This window comes from Mesorhizobium sp. M00.F.Ca.ET.216.01.1.1 (assembly GCF_004010325.2).
GTDB lineage: Bacteria > Pseudomonadota > Alphaproteobacteria > Rhizobiales > Rhizobiaceae > Mesorhizobium.
On sequence record NZ_SADR02000147.1, the window covers coordinates 1 to 425 of the forward strand.

The 425-nt window shown below is 66.4% G+C and carries 1 protein-coding gene; it reads right to left on the reverse strand.

Going from position 1 to position 425, the window contains the following annotated elements:
- On the reverse strand, positions 1–425 hold a 425-nt coding region (locus tag EN859_RS35460; RefSeq protein ID WP_135913621.1), incomplete at both ends, for an AbrB family transcriptional regulator.

Genomic DNA, 425 nt, shown 5'->3' on the forward strand with positions numbered 1-425 from the left:
CTGGCTACGCTTGGCCCAATGAGCAGCACGACCAGGAAGCGTGCCGACTGCAAGGCCATGACGAAGGAGATGTCGACGTTGCGCGCCGCGGCGGCGATGATTGCGACGCTGTCCATGCCGCCGGGGCTGGTCGCCAGATAGGCGGTCAGCGGATCGATGCCGAGCAGGCGGCTGATGACGAAGGCCATGCCGCCGCAAAAGGCGATCAGCGCGACGATCGAGCCGATGATCTGCGGCAGGGCGCGCGCCGCGTGGCGAAGGATCGGGCGGGTGAAGTTCAGTCCGATCGACCAGCCGACCATGGCGTAGCTGATCGCCAGCAGCCAGGGCGGCAGTTGCATCGGCACGCCGAGGCCGAGATGGATCACCGCGCCGAAAATGAAGCTGCCGAGGAAGAAAGGCGAGGGCAGCCTGACCAGCTTTCC